This is a genomic window from Haloechinothrix salitolerans (genome assembly GCF_042662605.1).
Taxonomy (GTDB): domain Bacteria; phylum Actinomycetota; class Actinomycetes; order Mycobacteriales; family Pseudonocardiaceae; genus Haloechinothrix_A; species Haloechinothrix_A salitolerans.
The window spans coordinates 3339414-3358393 of record NZ_JBHSXX010000001.1 but is presented as its reverse complement, the minus strand read 5'-3'; the positions used below and the strand labels follow the sequence as shown (position 1 = coordinate 3358393).

Annotated in this window: 16 protein-coding genes and 2 riboswitches; of the genes, 8 read left to right on the top strand and 8 right to left on the bottom strand. The window is 68.6% G+C overall.

Going from position 1 to position 18980, the window contains the following annotated elements; genetic code table 11:
• Window positions 1-103: 103 nt before the first annotated feature.
• Entirely contained in the window at window positions 104-1021 is a 918-nt protein-coding gene (locus ACFQGD_RS15955; protein ID WP_345390523.1) for a LysR family transcriptional regulator, read from the bottom strand.
• A 357-nt stretch (window positions 1022-1378) separates the two neighbouring features.
• Between ACFQGD_RS15955 and ACFQGD_RS15950 the strand changes: the two genes are divergently transcribed.
• The 7 genes from ACFQGD_RS15950 to ACFQGD_RS15920 all read left to right on the top strand — a co-directional run bounded on the left by ACFQGD_RS15950 (window position 1379) and on the right by ACFQGD_RS15920 (window position 9748).
• Complete coding sequence (locus ACFQGD_RS15950; RefSeq protein ID WP_345390827.1) at window positions 1379-2572, top strand: Glu/Leu/Phe/Val dehydrogenase dimerization domain-containing protein; 1194 nt, start codon at window positions 1379-1381, stop codon at window positions 2570-2572.
• A gap of 110 nt (window positions 2573-2682) precedes the next feature.
• The gene (locus ACFQGD_RS15945; RefSeq protein WP_345390520.1) at window positions 2683-3270 is read left to right on the top strand and encodes a TetR/AcrR family transcriptional regulator; all 588 of its coding nucleotides are present in this window, start codon (window positions 2683-2685) and stop codon (window positions 3268-3270) included.
• 260 nt (window positions 3271-3530) lie between these two features.
• Window positions 3531-4871, top strand: coding sequence for a hemolysin family protein (locus tag ACFQGD_RS15940; protein WP_345390517.1), 1341 nt, complete (start codon window positions 3531-3533; stop codon window positions 4869-4871).
• Window positions 4868-5944 (top strand): hemolysin family protein, encoded by a 1077-nt coding sequence (locus ACFQGD_RS15935; RefSeq protein WP_345390514.1) that lies wholly within the window; start codon window positions 4868-4870, stop codon window positions 5942-5944. The genes ACFQGD_RS15940 and ACFQGD_RS15935 overlap by 4 nt, the downstream gene beginning before the upstream one ends.
• Entirely contained in the window at window positions 5941-6825 is an 885-nt protein-coding gene (locus ACFQGD_RS15930; protein ID WP_345390511.1) for a 3-methyladenine DNA glycosylase, read from the top strand. Before ACFQGD_RS15935 ends, ACFQGD_RS15930 begins: the two co-directional genes overlap by 4 nt.
• Before the next feature lie 304 nt (window positions 6826-7129).
• Window positions 7130-8368 (top strand): hypothetical protein, encoded by a 1239-nt coding sequence (locus ACFQGD_RS15925; RefSeq protein WP_390221061.1) that lies wholly within the window; start codon window positions 7130-7132, stop codon window positions 8366-8368.
• A 75-nt stretch (window positions 8369-8443) separates the two neighbouring features.
• Entirely contained in the window at window positions 8444-9748 is a 1305-nt protein-coding gene (locus ACFQGD_RS15920; RefSeq protein ID WP_345390505.1) for an MFS transporter, read from the top strand.
• Between the two features lie 4 nt (window positions 9749-9752).
• On the opposite strand, the gene ACFQGD_RS15915 is transcribed toward ACFQGD_RS15920, so the two are convergent.
• The 7 genes from ACFQGD_RS15915 to ACFQGD_RS15885 all read right to left on the bottom strand — a co-directional run bounded on the left by ACFQGD_RS15915 (window position 9753) and on the right by ACFQGD_RS15885 (window position 17746).
• Entirely contained in the window at window positions 9753-10652 is a 900-nt protein-coding gene (locus ACFQGD_RS15915) for an Rpn family recombination-promoting nuclease/putative transposase (RefSeq protein ID WP_345390502.1), read from the bottom strand.
• A 308-nt stretch (window positions 10653-10960) separates the two neighbouring features.
• Window positions 10961-13873, bottom strand: a complete 2913-nt coding sequence (gene gcvP / locus ACFQGD_RS15910; protein WP_345390499.1) for an aminomethyl-transferring glycine dehydrogenase — start codon at window positions 13871-13873, stop codon at window positions 10961-10963.
• Window positions 13874-13929: 56 nt separating this feature from the next.
• Window positions 13930-14042, bottom strand: a riboswitch (glycine riboswitch).
• Between the two features lie 3 nt (window positions 14043-14045).
• Window positions 14046-14157: riboswitch (glycine riboswitch) on the bottom strand.
• Window positions 14158-14250: 93 nt separating this feature from the next.
• On the bottom strand, window positions 14251-14796 hold the full coding sequence (locus ACFQGD_RS15905; protein ID WP_345390496.1) for a MerR family transcriptional regulator: 546 nt from the start codon (window positions 14794-14796) through the stop codon (window positions 14251-14253).
• 264 nt (window positions 14797-15060) lie between these two features.
• Window positions 15061-15534, bottom strand: coding sequence for a bifunctional nuclease family protein (locus ACFQGD_RS15900; RefSeq protein ID WP_345390493.1), 474 nt, complete (start codon window positions 15532-15534; stop codon window positions 15061-15063).
• Window positions 15535-15717: 183 nt separating this feature from the next.
• Window positions 15718-16467: a transcriptional regulator FtsR gene (gene ftsR / locus ACFQGD_RS15895; protein ID WP_345390490.1), complete on the bottom strand. Its 750-nt coding sequence runs from the start codon at window positions 16465-16467 to the stop codon at window positions 15718-15720.
• Between the two features lie 95 nt (window positions 16468-16562).
• On the bottom strand, window positions 16563-17024 hold the full coding sequence (gene garA, locus ACFQGD_RS15890) for a glycogen accumulation regulator GarA (protein WP_345390487.1): 462 nt from the start codon (window positions 17022-17024) through the stop codon (window positions 16563-16565).
• A gap of 119 nt (window positions 17025-17143) precedes the next feature.
• Window positions 17144-17746, bottom strand: coding sequence for a CDP-alcohol phosphatidyltransferase family protein (locus ACFQGD_RS15885; RefSeq protein WP_390183618.1), 603 nt, complete (start codon window positions 17744-17746; stop codon window positions 17144-17146).
• Window positions 17747-18030: 284 nt separating this feature from the next.
• Here ACFQGD_RS15885 and ACFQGD_RS15880 point away from each other — a divergent pair, with 284 nt between their 5' ends.
• Complete coding sequence (locus ACFQGD_RS15880; RefSeq protein ID WP_345390824.1) at window positions 18031-18852, top strand: alpha/beta fold hydrolase; 822 nt, start codon at window positions 18031-18033, stop codon at window positions 18850-18852.
• The last annotated feature ends 128 nt before the right edge of the window (window positions 18853-18980 follow it).

The following is an 18980-nucleotide window of genomic DNA, read 5'->3' as shown; positions in this document are numbered from 1 at the left end:
ATGTCTCCCCTCGCGATCGATCAGGGCGGTGCCGTCGACCGCACCCGCGCCGACGCTACCGGGAGGCACCGACAATCGCGGTCGCCGAAACAGGCATGCGACGTCACCGCCCGGCCGCCGAGAGCCCCATCTCCGCTGCCGTCGAGCGCACGACGTCGATCACCAGGTTCAGCGCGGGACGCCGCAGCGCGGTGCTGCGGTACACGATCGACACGGTCCTGGTCAGCGGTGTGGTGAGGGCGAGCGCGTCCATGCCGGGCGGGGCGAGCGTGAGCCCGAGATCGGACACCATCGTGATGCCGAGACCGGCGGCCGCCATGTACATCGCCGTCGACTGCTCTTCCACCTCGTGGGTGATCTCAAGCTTAAATCCCGCGCGTAGGCACGCGGCTCGAACGGCGGTGCCGTAGTGGCTCTTCGGGCTGCACAGGATCCACGGATGCTCGGCCAGATCGGAGAGCGCGATCGGGCCTTCCCCCAAAGTGCCAGCCGCCGCGGCGACGTGCAGCCGCTCCACGGCGATCTGTGAGCCGAGCAGCCCGGCTTCCATCGGCATCGGCGCGTCGGGATAGTCGATGACGAACGCGAGATCCAGATCGCCGTTGGCGACGGCTTTCGCGCAGGACTCCGGCGGCAACTGTTTGGTCTTGACGTGGATGCCCGCGTGCCTGCTACCGATCGTGCGCAGCGCCTGCGGCAGCAGTCCAGCCGCGACGGTGGCGAACACCCCCGCCCTGAGCGTCACCGTCGCCGTCTCCTGCGCCTCCTCCAACGCGAGCGACGCACGCTCGACGGCGTCAAGGATCTCCTCGGCGTGCGCGGCGAGCAGCATCCCGAACTCGGTCAGCTGAACCCGGCGCCCCACCCGCTCGAACAGGCGTGCGCCCACGTCACGTTCCAGCTGCGCGAGTTGCTGCGACACGGCGGACGCGGTGTAGTGCAGCGCGGCCGCCGCGGCGGTGACCGTGCCCTTGCGGTGCAGCTCCCGAAGCATCCGCAACCGATGCAACGACAGTTCCATACGAAAACCCTACGAGAACTGATCGCCATCCCGGTCGCGCGGCGCGAAGCGGGCACGCCACCCATCACGGTGACGCGCTCGGCCAGATGCGCTGAAATACCCGTTGACCTGCGACGACGCCGGTCCGCCGATGATGTACGAACCCTGAACATCGCTGTGCAGGAACCGTAACTGGACGTAGCCAGCGTGCCGGGCACACCCTGGCAGTACCGACGGCGATCATGAACCCACTCGCCCGGCTCATTCACCAGGACGCAAGCGGCGTGACCACGTCGCTTGGTTACTCCTGTGCGCACGGGCAGGGGATCTCGGACCGCGGCACACGGACAACGCGAACGCAGGAGGTGGGTTGCAATGATGAGTGCGAGTGTCACCGAACCAACGGTCCGGGTGACCTGGACTGATCCGGTGACTGGCACGCACGGCTACCTAGTCGTGCACAGCCTCGTCTCCGGCATCGCCACCGGCGGCACGCGGATGCGTCCCGGCTGCACGTTGTCCGAGGTAGAGGACCTCGCCAGGGGCATGGCGATCAAGACAGCGACGTTCAACCTGCCCGTCGGCGGCGCGAAGGGCGGCATCGACTTCGACCCGAAGCACCCAGAGGCGCGCGGTGTGCTGCTGCGGTTCTGCGAGGCCATGCGGCCGTGGATCGACACCCGCTGGGTCACGGCGGAGGACCTCGGCGTGCCGCAGCATCTGATCGACGACGTCTTCGCCGAACTGGGGCTGCAGCAGTCCTACCACGCCGCGATCCGCCGCTCCGCCGACCCGCAGCTGACGCTCCAGCGGGTTCACGCCGGCCTAAACACGCCGGTGCCTGGCGGGCTGTTGCTCGGCGACGTCATCGGCGGCTACGGCGTCGCGCAGGCGTGCCTCGGCATCGCGAACGCGTGGGATATGGCCGAGGCTGACACCACCGTCGCCATCCAGGGTGTCGGCACCATGGGCGGCGGCGCGGCGTGGTACCTGCACGAGGCGGGCGTGCGTGTCATCGCCGTCGCGGACGCGGCTGGCACACTGTACGACCCGGCGGGCCTCGACGTTCCGGCGCTACTCGAACAGCGCGACCGCTACGGCGAAATCGACCGCACAGCGGTGCCAGAGCGGATCCAGCGGCTGGACCGCGACGCCATCGTCGGCATCAGCGCGGACATCTTCGTGCCAGCGGCGGTGTCGTACGCGATCCGTGAGGACAACGCGATGAACGTCGCGGCGCGAGCCGTCGTCGAGGCGGCCAACGCGGCGACCACCCCGAGGGCGGAGGCGATGCTGGCCGCACGGGACATTCCGGTGATCCCGGACTTCATCGCCAACGCGGGTGCCGCCGCATGGGCGTGGTGGCTGCTGCTGGGCGAGGTCGGCGCGGAGCCCGCCGACTCGTTCCTGCGGCTGCGCGGCGAGATGCAGTCAAAGGTGGCGCTGGTGCTCGCCGACTGGGACACCTCCCGCGTGCCACCCCGCGAGACCGGTCAGGCCATCGCCGATCGCAACCGCGCGGACCGGCTGGCGGAGGAGGCCGTCGGCGGCGGCGCGCTGGTCGTGCCGTAGGCGGTCGGGTGCGTCGTGGTCGCTGCCACGCCACACAGCGCGGCCACGACGCACGTCACAGTACGTACGTACGGATTGCGTTGGGCTGATCCTGGTGACAAGATCGCAGGGTGCCTAGGGTCAGCCAGCACCATCTTGACACCCGCCGTAGGCAGATCCTCGACGGTGCCCGCGTCTGCTTCGCGCGCCATGGGTACGAGGGCGCGACCGTGCGGCGGCTGGAGGAGACGATCGGCCTCTCCCGAGGCGCGATCTTCCACCACTTCAAGGACAAGGAATCGCTGTTCCTCGCCCTCGCCGAGGACGACGCCGCGCGCATGGCCGACGTCGTCGCGGAGCAGGGCCTGGTGCAGGTCATGCGCGAACTGCTCGCCGGGGACGGTGAGCACCCCGCCGACTGGCTTGGCACCCGCCTCGAAGTCTCACGGCGGCTGCGCACCGACCCCGACTTCCGGCGGCGCTGGGCGGAGCGCTCGCAACAGCTCACCACCGCCACCCGCAACCGGCTGCTGCGCCGTCGCGAAGCGGGCCAGCTCCGCCAAGACGTCGACATCGACGTGCTGACGTCGTTCCTTGAACTGGTGCTCGAGGGACTGGTCTCGCACCTCGCCATGGGCCTTCCCGCCGACGACCTCGAGCCGGTGCTCGACCTCGTCGAGGAGACCACCCGCCGACACCAAAGCCGGGAGGACGACTGAACTCTCCGGCCCTGCGCATCCGGTGTCGGGAGGAAGTACCCTAATGGCTAAGCACGGCGTAGCGTGACGTCCCGCTGATCGGATTGGCTCCGGCGTGCCACCCAACCCACACGAGCCCACTGGGCTTACCCATCGAGCTTCACGAGGAGTGAGACGTTTCCCGTGCGCGACGCGCAGTCACCGGGTGACAGTACCGAGCCGGGCTTATCGCCCGGCGAACCCCAATCGACCTGCCCTGTCTCCATCCGGGGTGCTGCCTGATGGACATCGTCATCACCATCGGCGGCATCATTCTGTTTCTGCTGCTCACGGTCGGCACCGGTCTCGCGGTCGCCGCTGAGTTCTCGCTCACGGCGCTGGAACGCAGCACCGTCGACGCCAACGTGCGCCAGGTCGGTGACCGCAGGTCCAAGGCCGTCCTCAAGGCGCACCGGACACTGTCGTTCCAGCTGTCCGGCGCCCAGGTGGCCATCACGATCACCACACTGGTCAGCGGGTACCTCGCGGAGCCGATCATCGGCGAGCTGCTGCGTCCGGCGGTCGACGCCGCCGGTCTCGGTGATGCGGCGGCGCAAGCGACGTCGCTGGCGCTGGCGATGCTCATCGCGACGTCGTTGTCCATGGTCGTCGGCGAGATGCTGCCGAAGAACCTGGCGGTGGCCCGCCCACTGGCCACCGCGCGCGCCGTCGCCGGATACCACGCCGGGTTCTCGGCGCTGTTCGGCTGGCTGATCGCGTTCATGAACAACAGCGCCAACTGGGTGGTGCGCAAGTTCGGCGTCGAACCGGCAGAGGAGCTGCGGTCGGCGCGCTCGCCGCAAGAGCTGGGCTCGATCGTGCGGTCCAGCGCCGAACACGGCACGCTCGACTCGGAGACGGCGGCGCTGCTTGACAAGTCGCTGCGCTTCGGCGACCGCACCGCCGACGAGCTGATGACGCCTCGCGTGCAGATCGCGTCGCTGTCGGCGGACAGTTCGATCAACCAACTGTTGTCACTCGCTCGCGAGACGGGCCTCTCCCGATTCCCGGTATACAGCGAAGACCTCGATGACATCAGCGGCGCGGTGCACATCAAGCAGGCGTTCACCGTCCCGATGGCCGAACGTAACCAGGTCAAGGCCGGTGCGCTGATGCGGCCGGTGCCGACGGTGCCGGAGTCGCTGCCCGGCGACGCCCTGCTGAACCGGCTGCGCGACTCCAGCTTCCAGCTCGCCATCGTCGTCGATGAGTACGGCGGCACGGCAGGGCTGGTGACGCTGGAGGACGTCGTCGAGGAGATCATCGGCGACGTCCGCGACGAGCACGACATCGGCGAGGCGCCATCCTCGCGGCGCATCGACGACGACAGCTGGCTGGTGTCCGGCCAGCTGCGGCCGGACGAACTGGCCGAAGCCACCGGGTTCGAGATGCCGGAGGGTGACTACGAGACCGTCGCCGGGCTGGTGCTAACCAAGCTGGGTGAGATCCCCGAATGCGGCACCCACGTGGACGTCGACGGCTGGCGGCTCACCGTCACCGAAATGGACCGACACCGTATCGCGGAGCTGAGCGTGCACCGGCTGAACGGCGCCGCTCCCGAGCATGAGGAGGCGGACCAGTGAGCGATACTGTCGCGATCCTGCTGATCGTGCTGCTGCTCGCGGCGAACGCCTTTTTCGTCGGCGCCGAGTTCGCGCTGATCTCGTCACGCCGCGACCGGTTGGAGGCGCTGCTGGAGCAGGGCATGCAGCGCGCGCAGATCGTCATCAACGCGAGCAAGAACGTCTCGCTGATGCTGGCCGGTGCGCAGCTCGGCATCACCATCTGCTCGCTGCTGCTGCTCACCGTGGGCGAACCCGCGATAGCGCACCAACTGGAGCTGGCGGTAGGTGCGTTCGGGCTTGACCTGCCGGACTACGTCGTGCACGCCATCGCGTTCACCGTGGCGCTTGGCGTCATGACGCTGCTGCACGTGCTTGTCGGCGAGATGGTGCCGAAGAACCTGGCGATCGCCGAGCCGGAGCGGCTGGCGCTGTGGCTGGTGCCGGTGCACGTCGGCTGGGTGAAGCTGGCGCGGCCGTTCATCGGGCTGCTGAACTTCCTCGCCAACTCGCTGCTGCGGCTGGTGCGGATCACGCCGAAGGACGAGCTTGAGACCGCCTACACCTCGCAGGAGCTGGCCGAGCTGCTCAGCGAGTCGCGCAGGGAAGGCCTGTTGGAGCGTTCCGAGCACCGCAGGCTGGCGCAGACACTGTCCTCGGCGGGCAAGTCGGTGGCGGACGTGCTTGTCCCGTATTCGGACCTGACGACGTTGCCGCGTGGCGCGACCGTGGGCGACGTTGAGCGCGCCGTGTCGTCGACCGGTTTCTCCCGGTTCCCGATCAGGACGCCGAGCGGCGATCTCACCGGCTACATCCACGTCAAGGACATCCTCGACCTGGCGAACGCCGCACCGGACACCGAGGTGCCCGCGCGGAAACTGCGGCGGCTGACGACGTTGCGTGCCGACGCGCGGCTTGACCAGGCGCTCTCGACGATGCGTAGCGAGAACAGCCACCTCGCCACTGTTGTCGGCGCGGACAGCACCACCCTCGGCGTGGTGGCACTGGAGGACATGCTCGAGGAGTACGTCGGCACGGTTCGCGACGGCACGCACGTCACGATCGGCCGCAGGCCCCACCCCAGGACGGTATGACCGCTGTCGAACATCTGACGGAGCGGGAATGGGAGGCACTGGCCGCCGCCCACCGGGACCGGATGCGGGTCTGGACGGAGCCGCGCCGCGCGCGCCAAGCGCGGGGCGAGCCGCATCCGGTGCTGGATTTCCTGTTCACCTACTACTCGCACCGGCCGTCGCTACTTGAGCGCTGGCATCCTGGCCCGTCACGCGTGCTCGCCGGGGATGCGGCGCGGGAGTTCCTACGCCGCGACGAGTACATCGCCACCGACGACGGCGTGCGACTCGATCTCGCGCGGCTGTCGGCGAAACGGCTCAGCGCCGTGCGGTTCATCCGCTCCCTGCTGGCCGCCACCGCGGACCGCCCCGCGCGCCTGAACTGTTTTGGCCTGCACGAGTGGGCCATGGTGTACCGGCTCCCGGACGACGAGGTCCGCCACGCCGGGGTGCCGCTGCGGCTCGGCGGCGCTGGCACCGACGACGTCGTCGAGTCGCTGGACATCCGGTGCGGCCACTACGACGCCTTCCGGTTCTTCACCGAGCCAGCTACGCCGCGTAACACGCTGTCACCCACCCGTGCGACGCAGCGGGACTACGAGCAGCCTGGTTGCCTGCACGCGAACATGGACCTCTACAAGTGGGCGTACAAGCTCTATCCGTACGTGCCCGCCGAGTTGGTCGCCGACTGTTTCGAGCTGGCCGCCGAGATAAGGGAGATGGACATGCGGGCCAGCCCTTACGACCTCACCGACTACGGCTACCAGGCGATTCGCATCGAAACCGCGGCCGGAAGGGCCGAGTACGCCCGCGCCCAAGGGGCCTTCGCGCGGCGTGCGGCTCCGCTGCGCACACGACTCATCGATGTCTGCGACATCCTGCTCGCCAACGCGACGTTGTGACCTCTCTCGCATCGGGCGTCGAATGGACTAATATCACGGTCCGATTCCGGAGTGTCGTCACGATTGGTCGCCCCACGTGCCCCGTTGGGGTGATATGGTTCATGGCCGACAAAGCGACGGCATCGATTCGATCTCGAAAGGATATCGACGCATGGGGCGACACAGCAGGCCCGAACCGCCCCCGAGCCAGCGCAGCCCCGAACCTCCCCCTCGCCAGTCGGCCCCGCGGGGACGCAGACGACGCGCGGCCGACGACGAGCACCCCAGCGGCCCACTCCCCCAGGTATCCGGCTACCACGAACCGGTGGCCTTCCCCGACGACCTGAGTAGTCTCGACGCACCCACCCGGAGAAACCCGTCCGGCGAGGACCTCAGTGGCCTGACGGGCGGGCAGGAAGAGTCCGGTTACTTCGGTGGTGCCGGGTTCTTCAGTGATTTCGGTGGCTACACCGAGCTGGAAGTCCCCACTACGAAGACGACGTCCGACGACTTGGATGCCCCGACCACCAAGACGTCCGGCGACGAGGAGCTGGAAGCCCCCACTACGAAAACGTCGTTCGGCCTCACGCGCCGCCGTCGCCGCGAGCCCGAACCAGACGTGCCCGAGGACCTCGACGCCCCCACCCGCAAGCACTCGCCCGGTCCGAAACGACGTCGCGCGGAGCCTACCGAGGACGAGCTCCGGCGGAAACGACGCCGTTCGGCGGAGAAGGCAGGGCGACGCGCCGCGACGGAGGAGCCCGCACCGGAGCGTGATACGGACTCCGCGCTGGACGAGAGCGCCGCCCCACGCGCCGCGTCGTCCCGCTCGGTGTCGTCGGAGCGGCCTGACACCCACACGGGTTCGGCGACACGGTCCCGAACCCGGCCGGGACCCGGACCATGGTCGAAGCGTTCCGGGTCAACCCGTGCGGAACCCAACTCCCGCACGGAATCTCCCGTCGAGACCGACGCCACGTCCTCACGCTCGGCCGCGGAGCCGAGCGAGACCGGCTACCACCGCGCTGTCGGCTCGTCCCGGCGCGGGATCGCCAAGTGGCCCATCGCTGTCGCGGCCGTGCTCGCGTTGCTCGCGCTCGGCGGTTTGGGGGCGGTCTGGGCGAACAAGTCGCTCAACGCGCAAGCCGAAGCCGAGGCGAACAGCTGCACCGAGGGCAACCGCACCTTGCGGGTGACCACGACGCCGACCATCGAGGACGACGTCGTCAGTGCCGCGAAGAACTGGAACGGCGAGAAGCCCCCGGTGTACTCGCACTGCGTCACCGTCAAAGTCACCGCGAAGCCATCGGACAAGGTGCTACCGACGCTGCGCGAGACCGGCTCCGACGCGGTGCCCGCCGTGTGGATCACGCCATCGGCCAAGTGGGCCGAGAAGTTGGCGAAGACGAACCCGGAGCGGGTGTCAAGCACGGCGAAGCCGCTGAAGAACGCCAAAGGCACGTATTACACCTACGTCGTCGTGGGCGGCGAGGGCGTCGACGAGATCCAGCAGCGCGCAGCGCAGCAGTTCCGTGACTACGTGCGGGAGGTCGTGGCGCGGTAACCCGTGCGGTGAGCCACCCCACCCGGCGCACCGGCACGCCGCCGTCGGCATCCGGTGACGAGGGATGATGCGTGGGTGACCACCCGCGCGCCCGCAGCCCCGCCGCGACGGCACGTCCGCCGTCGCGCACTCGCGCTGCTGCTGATTGGCACGACCGTCGTGCACACGACGATGTTCCTCGCGAAGCCGATCGTGTCGTACCGCGTGCTGGCGCTCGGCGGCGACGAGTTCGACGTCGGCGTGGTCGCGGCGGCCAGCGCGTTGCTGCCGATCTTCCTCGCCATCCCGATGGGACGGTTCTCCGACCGGGGGCGGGCGCCGGTGTTGCTGGTGTCCGGCGGGGTCGTGCTGATCGCGGGACCGTTCGGGCTCGCGAACGTCGAGTCGATCCTCGGCGTCGGGCTGGTCAACGCGGCCTACGGCTTCGGGCTGCTCGCGCTGATGGTCGCCGGGCAGGCGGTGGTCGTGGCGCTGTCCGGGCCGGGCGAGCACGACCGCAACTTCGGCTGGTTCACGGCGTCGGCGTCATTGGGGCAGATGCTCGGGCCGCTGCTGGGAGGTTGGGTGATGGGGGCGTCGAGCGGCCCGCTGCTGGCCGACACGACGGCGGCGTTCCTCACCGGCGGCGGCGTCGCGGTCGGCGCACTGCTCGCATATGGACTTGTCGTGGTCGTGCTGCGGGGCAGCGCGGCGTTCGGGCCAAGCGTGCCGGAGACGTCGAGTTCTCGCGCCGCCGGGAGCCGCAGCGCCCCGGCCACCAGCGCCACCCCAGATATCCCCTCAAACCGCCACGACGCGGACAGCGCGGGACGTGGCTCCGCACTAGGGCTGCTGCGGAACCGGCAGCTCGCCGTGGCGGTGTTCGTCAGCTTCGCGTTCATCTCCGGCGTCGACCTGCTGATCGCCTACCTGCCGGTGTACGGCGAGCACGCCGGGCTCTCCCCCAGCCTGGTCGGCACCATGCTGGCGATCAGGGCGGGGCTGTCGTTCGTCACCCGGCTGTTCCTCGACGCGCTCGTGCGCTTCGCGGGACGTCTGGTGGTGATCGTCGTCAGCGCCGCCGTGGCGACGGCGACGATGCTGACCATCGTCGCCAGTTCGGGACCGTTCATGCTCGGTGTCCTGATGGTGCTGCTCGGCCTGACGCTGGGACTCGGCCAGCCGTTGACGATGACGTGGGTGGTCGAACAGGCCCCGCGGCGGCTGCGCGCGACGGCGTTGGCGCTGCGGATCACCGGCAACCGTGTCGCGCAGACGACCGCGCCCGCGCTGGCGGGCGGGTTCTCCAGCATCATCGGCGTGGCTGGCCCGTTCGTGCTCGCCGCCCTGTTACTCGGCGCGGCGGGCGCGAGCGTCGTGCCGTTTCTCCGGAACCGCTGAGCTGTCAGGCGAACAGGTCGTCGGCCGACGTCACGGTCACGGCCTGGCGCACCCACGTTTCGAGCTGGGCAAGGTCGGTGCACTGCGTGATCCGCGCGCGAGCGGCCTCAGACACGGTGATGCCACGTGCCCCAAGCACCGTCAGCACTGACTCGGCCTTCGCCGCGACTGCACCCTCGGTGCGCCCCTCAGTCCGTCCTTCGGAGCGGAGCACCTCTGCGGTGGTCACGTAAGCCTCCTCTGCCTCCGGTCCCAACTGTGCGAACAGATCGTGCAACTCGCCCGTGGGCGCCTCACCCACGCTCTCAATGTACGTCAACAGTGCCACGAAATCCTCGATGCCACCGGAATTGTGCAGAATCTCCCGCAGATCGTCGATCCATTTTCGCAGCTCATCAGCTATCCGGGGGTTGCCAGCCGCGATCTTGAGCAACAGCAGCGTCATCCGAGCTTGCGGAGTCAACGGCCGAGCCCGCAACGCCTGCTCATCGACGCGCGCCAGGTCATCGAGCAGGAACCGAAATCGCGGCAGATACTGCCGCGCGGCGTCGGCGGTGGCTCGATCGAGATCGAGCAGGTCGAGCACGTCCGTCGGGCAGCTCCACGCCCGGTGGTTGTGGTGCACGACCAGCGGGATCACCGCAGGTAGGCGCGTCGCGTTCGGCTGCTCTGACAGGTAGCGATCCCAGATCCGCATGATGTAGCGCAGCATCCGAAACGCCATCAGCGGATCTTCGCCGCTCTGATGCTCGACGAGCACGTACACGAACGCGTCGCGGCAATCCACGGGGGCGGTAAATAGCAGGTCAGAATGTCGCCAGCGCAGCGTGGCGTCTACGAAGCTTCCGGAGAGCGCCTTCAGCCGGTCCAGGTCCAGCCGACTGGTCAGGGCATCCGGCAGCACCGCGCGCACTGCGATGCCGCGTTCGCAGGCTCACCAAGAACCCGGCGGAACACAGCATCGTGCGGACTCGGCTGGTTCGACATGTCGGCGACCGTACAAGCGGGCACCGACAGTCTTCGCCCGATCACGCGGGGAGATGCGCCGAAGGCTCGCCACCCTGCCGATATGACCATCGATACTCCGCAAAACGGACACGGATGTGGGCATATCGGCAGGGACGACGTCACGGCACCTGCAGGCCCGATGCAGCGAAAGCGTCATTCGCCGCGTTCCACGCAGCGAAGGCGGCATCCGGCAGCACCGCGCCCTCAGCTCTCGAAGGCCTCCGGAGCCGGGCAGGAACAGACCAGGTTGCGGTCGCCGCCTGCCTGGTCGATGCGGCCCACCGGTGGCCAGATCTTGCTGCCCGGGTCCCCCGCGGGGAACACGCCGATCTCGCGGCTGTACGGCCGGTCCCATTCCCCCGCGATGGACGACGCGGTGTGCGGGGCGTGGCGCAGCGGGCTGTCCTCCAACGGCCACTCGCCCGAGGCCACCCGGTCGCTCTCCCGCTTGATCGCGATCATCGCCTCGCAGAAGCGGTCCAGCTCGGCGAGGCTCTCGCTCTCGGTCGGCTCCACCATCAGCGTGCCAGCGACCGGGAACGACATCGTCGGCGCGTGCAGGCCGTAGTCGGCGAGGCGCTTGGCGACGTCGTCCACCGTCACGCCGGTCGCCTTGGTCATCGGCCGCAGGTCGAGGATGCACTCGTGCGCGACAAGACCGTCCGCGCCCGCGTATAGCACCGGGAAGTGCTCGTCGAGCCTGCGAGCGACGTAGTTCGCCGCCGCGACAGCGGTCAGCGTCGCGTCCCGCAGCCCGTCGGCGCCCATCATCCGCACATACGCCCACGAGATCGGCAGGATCGACGCGCTGCCCCACGGCGCCGCGCTGATCGGCCCGACACCGGTCTCCGGGCCCGCAGTCGGCTGTAACGGGTGGTTCGGCAGGAACGGTGCCAGGTGCCCGCGCACGCCGATCGGGCCGACGCCGGGACCACCGCCACCGTGCGGGATACAGAACGTCTTGTGCAGATTCAGGTGCGAGACGTCGGAACCGAACTTGCCGTAGCGCGCCAGCCCGATCAGCGCGTTGAGGTTCGCTCCGTCGACGTAGACCTGCCCGCCGTTGTCGTGGATGATCCCGCACACCTCCCGCACGGTGTCCTCATAGACGCCGTGCGTGGACGGGTACGTGATCATGATCGCGGCGAGGTCGTCCGCGTGCTTCTCAGCGACCTCACGCAGGTGCGCCAAGTCGATGTTGCCCTGGTCGTCACACTTCACGACGACGACGCGCATCCCGGCCATCACGGCGCTGGCGGCGTTGGTGCCGTGGGCGCTCGACGGGATCAGGCAGACGTCGCGCTCTGCCTCGCCCCGGTTGCGGTGGTACGCCCGGATCGCCAGCAGCCCGGCGAACTCACCCTGACTGCCCGCGTTGGGCTGCAACGACACGGCGTCGTAGCCGGTGATCTCGGCCAGCCACCGCTCTAGGTCGCCGATGATCCGCAGCATCCCGGCCGCGTCCTCGACCGGCGCGAACGGGTGCAGGTCCGCGAACGCGGGCCACGTGATCGGCTCCATCTCGGCCGCCGCGTTGAGCTTCATGGTGCAGGACCCGAGCGGGATCATGCTTCGGTCCAGCGCGACGTCCTTGTCCGCCAGCGTGCGTAGGTAGCGCAGCAGCGACGTCTCGGAGTGGTGGCTGTGGAACACGGGATGGGTCAGGTAGTCGCTGGTACGGCCCAGCGACTCGGGGATCGCGTCGGCGGTCTCCGCGTCCAGGGCGTCCACATCGGACACCGATAGCCCGAACGCCTTCCACACCAGCGAGATGTGCTCACGGGTGGTGGTCTCGTCGCAGGTGATACCGACCCGGTCGTCGTCCACCTGGAGCAGGTTCACGCCGAGCCCGCGGGCCTGCTCGACGACGGCCGCCGCCCTGCCTGGCACCGACGCGCGCACAGTGTCGAAGAAGGCCTCGTGCTCGACCCCGACACCGCCCTGGCGCAGCCCAGCCGCGAGCACGGTCGCCATCCGGTGCGCCCGCTGCGCGATCGCGCGCAGGCCCTCTGGCCCGTGGTAGACGGCGTAGGTCGCGGCGATCACCGCGAGCAACACCTGCGCGGTGCAGATGTTCGACGTCGCCTTCTCCCGTCGGATGTGCTGCTCCCGGGTCTGCAACGCCAGCCGGTACGCCTGCTTGCCCTCGGAGTCGACGCTGACGCCGACCAGACGGCCGGGCAACTGCCGCTCAAGGCCCTCGCGCACCGCGAGGTACCCGGCGTGTGGGCCACCGAAGCCGATCGGCACGCCGAAGCGCTGCGCCGAGCCGACGACGACGTCCGCGCCGATCTCACCGGGCGGACGCACCAGCGTCAGCGCGAGCGGGTCGGCGGCGACCGCGACGGACCCACCGAGCTCCTTGGCCTCGGCGATCAACGCCTCCTGGTCGCGCAGCACACCGGACGCACCAGGGTAGGACAGCAACACGCCGAAGAAGTCGCCCTCGATCCCAGCGGCGGCGATCCCGTTCGACAAGTCCGCGACGACGATCTCGATGCCGAGCGGCTCGGCGCGAGTCTCGATCACCGAGATCGTCTGCGGCAGCGTGTCGGCGTCCACGACGAACCGCGACGACGTGTTCTTGCGCGCTGCCCTGCGGATCAACGTCATCGCCTCCGCGGCGGCGGTCGACTCGTCCAGCATCGACGCGTTCGCCACGGGCATGCCGGTCAGGTCCGCGATCAGGGTCTGGAAGTTCAGCAGCGCTTCCAGCCTGCCCTGCGAAATCTCCGGCTGGTACGGCGTATACGCGGTGTACCAGGCGGGGTTCTCCAACACGGCGCGGCGGATCACCGGCGGGGTGACGGTGCCGTGATAGCCAAGCCCGATCAAGTGGGTCATTGGTCGGTTCTGTGCGGCCAGCTCGCGCAACTCGGCGAGCGCCTGCGCCTCGGTGGCTGGCGCGGGGAGCCCGAGCGTGTGCCCGGTGTCCCCGGCGTCCCGGATCGACTCGGGTACGGCCTTGTCGGCCAGCGTCTCCAGCGAGTCGACGCCGATGGCCTCGAGCATCCGCCGCAACTGGTCGTCATCGGGGCCGATGTGCCGTCGCGTGAACGGGATGCCCTGCTCCAGCTCGGCGAGCGGGCGACGGTTCGTGGGCTGACGAGGTGTCATACACGTGCCTCCGGTCATCGGGTTCCGGCCACGGACACCGCGTCCGCGGCCCTCCCCCTCTGTCCGTGCCCGAGTCCGGGCGCCTGAGAGCTTCACCCGCCGCACGCGGCGAGCTTGCACCTTCGGCGGGGCCCGATGGCGTCATCGCCGTGGGCCCGCTTTCCAGAGGCAGCTCACCCGAGCGGTCCTGGGTGCCTGAGAGGTTCCGGGGAGGATTTGCTCCTTCGGCGCCGGTCATAGCGCACTTTTCGTGCGATCCGACCAGACTCTCCCGCTCGGGTTCAGCTTCTGCGTAATCAAGTCTACCGGGTGAGGCCAGCCCCTGGCGGAACCCGTGAGTTGAAACGCATGTCGTAGCGGCGCGCCACGCCGTGTATCTATCCGGTGCGCCGGGCCTTGCGGCGCTCGGTCAGCTCGTCCGGCACGGTCGGCGCGATCTCACCGCCATCGGCGCGTTCGGCCGGGAACTCGTGAATGGAACCGGTGATCTCCTGCATGGCACCACTGACGGCGATCCCGAACACGCCCTGCCCACCCTGCAGTAAATCGACGATCTCCTCGGGAGACGTGCACTCGTAGACCGTGGTGCCGTCGGAGAACAGCGTGACAGAGGCGAGATCACGCACACCGCGCTTGCGCAGGTGCGCCACCGCGGTGCGGATGTTCTGCAGCGACACGCCCGCGTCGAGCAGCCGTTTGACGATCTTGAGGACGAGGAGGTCTTTGAAGGAGTACAACCGTTGGGACCCGGAGCCATGCGCGGTGCGGATGCTCGGCTCGACGAGTTGGGTGCGCGCCCAGTAGTCCAGCTGCCGGTAGCTGATGCCCGCGATCTGGCACGCGGCCGCACCGCGGTAGCCGACGAGGTCGTCCGGCACCGTCGCGTCGGGAAACAGTTCGCCCTGCTCGCCCGTGACCCGCATGGGACTCTCCTCGACCACGCATACCTCCCGCAGCTGCCGTGTAGTCGACACGTCATCGCGGATCACGCTGAATCACATCGACGCGATTCGCCACGACTACCACTGACGGTATGCCTGTCCGACATGCCGGTCAACGCGACTCGCGGTAGACCTCAAGTCGTTGTTGAGACTTACCTCGCAGGACACGGCCTAACCTGGCCCTTGTCACCAGCGGGTCCTCCGGTGTAGTGAATACTCCGCCCGGGTGATCCCGGCCCAGCGCCGCTAGGTGTCGGCGCCCCGGAAGTCCTCCGGCGAAACCGAGTCCAGGAACTCCCGGAACTTCTCGACCTCGTCCTCCTGCTCGTCCGGGATGATCAACCCCGCCTCGTCGAGCACGGACTCCTCGGCGTGAATCGGCACCCCGGCACGCAGCGCGAGCGCCACCGAGTCGCTCGGCCTCGCGGAGACCTTGATGCCGCCGTCGAAGACCAACTCGGCGAAGAAGGTGCCTTCCTTGAGGTCGGTGATCACGACCTGCTCCAACTCCCTGCCCAGCGCTCCGATGACCTCCTTCAGGAGGTCGTGAGTCAACGGTCGTGCGGGACGCACACCCTGCTGCTCCAGTGCGATGGCGGTCGCCTCGACCGAGCCGATCCAGATGGGGAGGTACCGCTCGCCTTCGGTTTCCCGCAGCAACAAGATCGGTGTGTTCGCGGGCAGTTCGACCCGCACACCGACGACGCGCATCTCGTTCATCGGGCCTCGCCTCCCTCTCTTGTGCGCGGGTTCAGCACCATCATCAACCTTCCCGCATCGACACTGTCGACGCTACCCGTCATCCGGGCCGCGTGCCCAGCGCTGGGCCATCTACACAGCGTAGGCGTGATCGCCAAGGACCTGAAGCCCCAGCGACCACCCGGTGCGTCGCTAACCCAAACGTCAGCGTCCTGTGACAGCACGGATACCCGCCTTGACCAGCAACGTATGCAACGTGACCGATAGTGCGGCCAATTCCCGCACCATCTCGTCCGCCCGCTCACGCGCCTCGGTGTCACGATGCCGCGAAACCGGGGTCACGATTTGTTCAAGGAGCCCCACTTCGCGGTCCGCCGAAGCACGAAACGCCCGCAGGTGGCGCGGTTCGATCCCGAAATCGGTCATGGCACGCACCGTTTTCGCCACCAGGACCGCATCGGGATCATAGAACCCGGCAGCGCCGGGTTTGATCAGGCCGTACTGCTCCAGCTCACTGAGCATGGCCTTGTCGATCCCCGCCTCAGCGAGTAATTCGTCTTCGGTCAGGCGGATCTCGGCACCGTCGGCGAAATCCGCCGCCGTCGGCAACCCCGCTCCGTTGCCGTCGGCGCCGTTGACGGAGACCAGCTTCCGAGGAAGCTTCGGCGTCGGCATCGACGGCTCCAGCCCCCGATCAGCGGCATCGAGCTGGTCCTTGATCACCTTCAGCGGAAGGTAGTGATCTCGCTGCGCGAGCAACACGAACCGAAGTCGTTCGACGTCGGCCGCGGTGAACTGCCGGTAGCCCGACGCGGTCCGCGCGGGCTGAACGAGACCCTCCGATTCCAGGAATCTGATCTTGGAGATCGTGACATCGGGGAACTCGGGGCGCAGCTGTGTGAGGACCGCCCCGATACTGAGCCCGTTCCGCTGAGGCCTGCCCGCAGCCGTCACCGTGCCGTCCTCCTCGTCGGGGCCATCATGATCGCCGTGGCACCTCCAGCAGGACCAGTCGCCGTCAGCCAGCCATCAACTCCGTCGCGGAACCGTCACTGACCGGCTTGTCCTTGCTTCGCACCGGTGAGGAACACCAGCCGGAACTTGCCGATCTGCACCTCATCACCCCCGGCGAGCACCGCCTGGTCAACCGGCTCGCGATTGACGTATGTGCCGTTCAGACTGCCGACGTCGATGACGACGAACTCCCCGCCCTCACGCCGAAACTCCGCGTGCCGCCGCGACACGGTCACGTCGTCGAGGAAGATGTCGCTGTCCGGGTGCCGCCCAGCGCTGGTGGTGTTGCGGTCCAGCAGGAAGCGCGAACCGGCGTTGGGGCCACGCTTGACGACCAGGAGCGCCGAACCAGCCGGCAGCGCCTCGACTCCCGCGACAGAAGCATCCTGTGACTGCGCGTCCGACGCCTGGGGCTCATCGAGGAAGTCGGCCCGGAACACGGAGGTCCGCTCCGGAGCCTCTTCTGGGGGAACGCCGGGCCCGTCGTTCGTGCTCACCTGGACTCTCCTTACGCACTGCTCAATGTGGGACTCGCGATCGTGTGGTTGCCAACGTACCGTGCCCGTCCGCTCGCGTCCCCCCTGACTCCCCAAAACCCGCCGGGAACGTGGCGGTCTTAGGCACCAGTGCCCTTGGCCGGTTCCGCCCCGCTGACCCCCGCCGCTCGCGCTCCCCGGATAGCCAGCACTGTTTGCACTGCGTACAGCACTCCCGACCAGACGTAGAGCGCTCCGCCCCAGATCATGAACGCGTAGGCGAGGGGGCGGACGATCTCGACCACCCACGGGTCGGCGAACGCGCCCTGGACCAGCAACAACAGCGGGAAGGCATACATCAGCACGAACGTCGCGCCCTTACCGATGTAGGTGACCTCGGGGTAGCTGAACCGGTAACGCCGCAACGCGAGCACACACAGCACGAGCAACAGTTCCCGCGCCACCAACGCGGCGATCACCCACGGCGGCAAGATGTCGCGCAGCAGGAACGCGATCAACAACGCCAGGATGTAGAGCCGGTCGGCCGCGGGATCGAGCAGCTGTCCCAGCTTGCTCATCTGGTCCAGCCAGCGGGCGAGCTTGCCGTCGAGCCAGTCGCTGACACCCGCGAAGACCAGCACCGCGATCGCGAGGCCGTCCTCCCTCGGACCGAGCAACAGCCACAGGAACACCGGCACCAGCGCCAGCCGCAGCAGCGACAGCAGGTTCGGCAGCGTCACCAGCCGCTGCGGCGCAGGCGGCGCGTCGCCATCGGCGTGTCCCGCGCGTTCCCGAGTGCTCACCAGACCACCATAGGCGACATGCGGGATGAGGCTGGCCTGATCGCGCTGCGAAGCTGATCACGGCCCGGGACCACTGCGCTTACCATGGTGGCACCCGGTTGGGGGACGCCCCGCGCCGGTGTGGCGACCGATGAGGAGGTCATGCGGTGAGGAAAGCGGCATCGGGGCCTGGTGCCCCCCACGACGGATCGACACCGGTCACTCCCCCGCTCGCGCTCGCCCCGCTGGAACTGGCGGGCGCGTTCACCTGGGACGGCTTCCGGCTCGAGTACACCGAGTACGGCAAGGGCGAGAAGGTCGTCGTGCTCACCCACGGCTTGCTGATGACCCGCAGGCTGCACCGAGACCTCGCGCGCAGGCTCGCGCGAGAGGGCTTCCGCGTGATCACGCTCGACCTGCTCGGCCACGGCGGCTCCGACCGCCCGACGGAGTCATGGCGGTACTCCATGACCGACAGCGCGCAGCAGGTCATCGCGCTGCTGGACCACCTCGGCATCGACAAGGCCGTCGTCGGAGGGACTTCGCTGGGCGCGAACGTCTCGCTTGAGGTCGCGGTGGCCGCGCCAGAACGGCTCGCCGGTCTGCTCGTGGAGATGCCAGTACTGGACAACGCGGTGTTCGCCGGCCTGCTTGCCTTCCCACCGCTGATGTTCGCCGGACGATTCACGCCGCTGCCGGTGCGTGTCGTCGCCCGGCTGGCGGCCATGGTGCCGCACGGCAACCTGTGGGTCGACGTCGTCACCGACACGTTGCGGCAGGAGCCCGCGTCGATGGCCGCCGTGCTGCATGGGTTGCTGTTCGGCAGGATCGCCCCGCCCCGGCGACTGCGCCAGCGGATCGAGACCCCGACGCTGGTGATCGGGCACGCGCGGGACCCGATTCACCCGTTCGGTGACGCCGACACGCTCGCCGCCGACCTGCCCGACGCGCGATTCGTCAAGGCGAGCAGCCCGGTGGAGCTGCGGTTCCGGCCGGAGCGCATCACCGAGTTGATCGTGACGTTCCTGCGGGAGCGCTTCGACGCCGAGGATGCCGCGGTGGCCTGAGGTACAGCTCACCGCGCGTTCAATGAGGCGACCGCGTACGGCGAGGTGTCTTTCGCGCAAACCGATACGATCGTATCGCGCACGATGCAGCCGTATCGGTTTCCACGCAAGAGGGCCTGCCCCGAGAC